The organism is Pseudoduganella danionis (assembly GCF_009720775.1).
GTDB classification, from domain to species: domain Bacteria; phylum Pseudomonadota; class Gammaproteobacteria; order Burkholderiales; family Burkholderiaceae_D; genus Rugamonas; species Rugamonas danionis.
This window is the reverse complement of sequence record NZ_WNKW01000019.1, coordinates 1-2978: the sequence shown is the minus strand read 5'-3', so window position 1 is coordinate 2978 and position 2978 is coordinate 1. Positions and strand designations below refer to the sequence as shown.

The window sequence follows — 2978 nt, the reverse complement described above, 5'->3', positions numbered from 1 at the left end:
AGCTTGATGACCATAGCAAGTTGGTCCCACCCCTTCCCATCCCGAACAGGACCGTGAAACAACTCTGCGCCGATGATAGTGCTGCAACCAGTGTGAAAGTAGGTTATCGTCAAGCTAGTTATTAAGAGGACCCCCACCGCCATATGCGAATTGATCGCATACAGAGCTGGTGGGGGTTTTTGCATTTGTGTAGCAAAAAACACATGGTGTTTACACTCCAGATTTTGAGTTAGAGAAACTAAAGGTGTACCATGTGGACTTTCGTGCTTGCTTTCTATCCTGATGAAAAATAAGACAGCGCTGTACCGTGCTCTGACTGCCGCTGGCATGGTGGCATCCCTCTGTATGTTTGCGCCGGCCTACGCCGACGAGATTGCCGATGTAGGTAAGCTGGCCAAAGCCGGTAAAGTGGTAGAAGCGCTGAGCAAAGCCAACGAATACCTCGCAAAACACCCTGCCGATCCGCAAATGCGCTTCATGAAAGGCGTGCTGCTGACGGAGCAGAACAAGTCTGAAGAGGCGATCGCCGTCTTCACCAAACTAACCGAAGATTACAAAGATCTACCGGAGCCGTATAACAATCTGGCGGTGCTTTATGCTGCCAGCGGACAGTACGATAAGGCCCGTATTGCGCTGGAAAAGGCGATCCGCACCAACCCTAGCTATATGACGGCCTATGAAAATCTGGGTGACGTGTATGGCAAGATGGCCAGTCAGGCTTACGATAAAGCACTGGCACTGGGCGCTAACAATACGCCATCGAAATCGCGCTTGACGCTGCTGCGCAGCTTCTCCAGCACCACCGGTGTGAAAGGCAGTGTGCCTGAGTTGCCTCCAGCGGCCGCACCAGCCCCAGCTCCGGCTGCGGCACCAGCCCCGGCCCCGGCCCCGGCAACGCAAGTGGCACAAGCTGGCCGTCCTGCTGCCCCGCCGCTGATTTCGCAGATTCCCGCCGATAGCGGCAAAAACACCATGCTGGCGCGGATACCTGCGTTGTCCGTGACGCCACCACCGCCTGCGGCGGCCAAACCAGCTCCTGCCCCCGCACCTGCTCCGACGCCGGTGCCGGCACCAGCCGCTACCAAGCCGGCCGTGCCTGTGCCGCTGCCAGTTCCGGTGCAAACCAAACCTGAGCCAGCCAAGCCAGCCCCTGCGCCTGTGGTGGCCAAGCCTGAACCGGCCAAGGTAGAGCCGCCTAAGCCGGCCAAGCCGGAAGCGCCTAAACCGGCCAAGCCGGATACCACCGACCGTGATGCGGTATTGGCACAGGTGAATGGCTGGGCCAAAGCATGGACGGCACAGAATGTGGATTCCTATCTCGGTTACTATAGCCGCGATTTCGAACCGCCTAAGGGCATGACTCACAAGGCCTGGGCGGAAGAGCGCCGTAGCCGTATCGAAGGCAAGGGACGTATCCGTGTGGAAGTCAGCTCGCCCGAAGTTGTGGTGACAGGAAATACGGCGAAAGTAACCTTCCGCCAGACCTACGAATCGGATCGTTTGACGGCCCGAAGCCGGAAAGTGCTCGTGCTCACCAAAAATGGTGGAAAATGGCAGATCAAGCAGGAGTCCTCGGGTAGCTGATGTCATATTCAAGATTTAAAACTTCATGGCGGACGCGCATTGCGCTGTCCGTCGTTTTTTTCGGCCTGCTGGCTGGCGAGGTTAGTTACGCCGCCAGAAAGCCAGCGCGGGCCGTCGCGCCCGCGAAAGCTAATCCGGAAACGCTGCTGGCCGACATCCATAAGGAACTGGCCCAGCATAATCTGCGCGCTGCGCAGCAGAAGGCCGACGCACTGGTAGCGGCCTATCCGACCTTCCGCCTGGGCCACCTGATCCGTGGCGACATTCTGCTCATGCATACCCGCCCTGTGGCAGCGCTTGGTGCGGCCGCCATGGTGCCGACGGCCCCAGCAGGTACAGACGCCAAGCTGGCCGATCTGCGCCGTGAAGCCACCGTACGTATGCAGGCTGAGCCGGGCCGTCCATCGCCGACCTTGCTGCCGCGTGCACTGCTGCAGATGCGCAAGGACCAGCGCCATGCGCTGATCGTCGATGCCAAGCATTCGCGCCTGTATCTGTACGAAAACCGTAACGACCAGATCCGTCTGCTGCAGGACTTCTATGTGAGCCAGGGCAAGCTGGGGATTAACAAGCTCAAGGAAGGCGATATGCGCACGCCCGTAGGCGTGTACAACATCATCGGCCGTCTGCCCGGTGTGAAGCTGCCTGACTTGTATGGCAAGGGCGCGCTGCCGCTCGATTACCCGAATGACTGGGACAAGATACAGGGGCGGGGTGGTTCCGGCATCTGGGTGCATGGTGTGCCGAACGAAACCTTCAGCCGTCCGCCGCTGTCTACCGACGGCTGCGTGGTAGTGAGCAATGACGACCTGAATCTGCTGACCCGTATCGTGGAAGTAGGCAAGACGCCGGTGCTGATCGGCGATCAGGTGGAGTTTGTCAGCAAGGAACAGTTGGAGCGTGATCTGCGCGTGGCTAGCTCGCTGGTAGAGAACTGGCGCCGCGACGTGGAGAACCGCGACGAGACGGCGCTGCGTTCGTTGTATTCGGCCCGCTTCAGGACCAGCAATGATGGCGACCTCAATGCGTGGCTGGACAAGAACCGTTATCTGCCCGGGGTCAAGAACATCAGTGTGACGGTGACGGATTCCGCTTTCTTCCGTCAGCCTAGTCAGGAAGAAATGATCGTCAGCAGTTTTACTCAGCAAATCGTGGCCGGCAAATTCCGCCATGCCGTGCGCAAGAAGCAGTATTGGGCGCGCGAAGGCAAGAACTGGAAGATAGTCGCCGAGTCGAATCTGTCCTGATAAAAAAAAGCCCCTTGATCTTGAACTGAACCCCTAAAGTTGGACGCCAACTTTAGGGGTTTTTCATTGGCGAAGTACACAATGCAGTTCAAGTTGGAGGTTGTCCAGCGATACCAGGCCGAAGGGATCGGCTTTAAATCCTTAGGG

General features: G+C 58.0%; 2 protein-coding genes and 1 rRNA gene. All 3 read left to right on the top strand.

Going from position 1 to position 2978, the window contains the following annotated elements; translation table 11 throughout:
- Nucleotides 1-2: 2 nt before the first annotated feature.
- The 3 genes from rrf (at nt 3) to GM655_RS22435 (ending at nt 2831) form a co-directional block, all read left to right on the top strand.
- Nucleotides 3-115: ribosomal RNA gene (gene rrf, locus GM655_RS22445) — 5S ribosomal RNA — on the top strand.
- A gap of 167 nt (nt 116-282) precedes the next feature.
- Complete coding sequence (locus tag GM655_RS22440) at nt 283-1584, top strand: L,D-transpeptidase Cds6 family protein (RefSeq protein ID WP_155436881.1); 1302 nt, start codon at nt 283-285, stop codon at nt 1582-1584.
- Nucleotides 1584-2831, top strand: a complete 1248-nt coding sequence (locus tag GM655_RS22435) for a L,D-transpeptidase family protein (RefSeq protein WP_155436880.1) — start codon at nt 1584-1586, stop codon at nt 2829-2831. Before GM655_RS22440 ends, GM655_RS22435 begins: the two co-directional genes overlap by 1 nt.
- Nucleotides 2832-2978: the final 147 nt, after the last annotated feature.

Bases quoted from the DNA above. Each gene is read 5' to 3' on its own strand.
- GM655_RS22440 (WP_155436881.1), top strand. From the start codon at position 283: ATGAAAAATAAGACAGCGCTGTACCGTGCTCTGACTGCCGCTGGCATG.
- GM655_RS22435 (WP_155436880.1), top strand. From the start codon at position 1,584: ATGTCATATTCAAGATTTAAAACTTCATGGCGGACGCGCATTGCGCTG.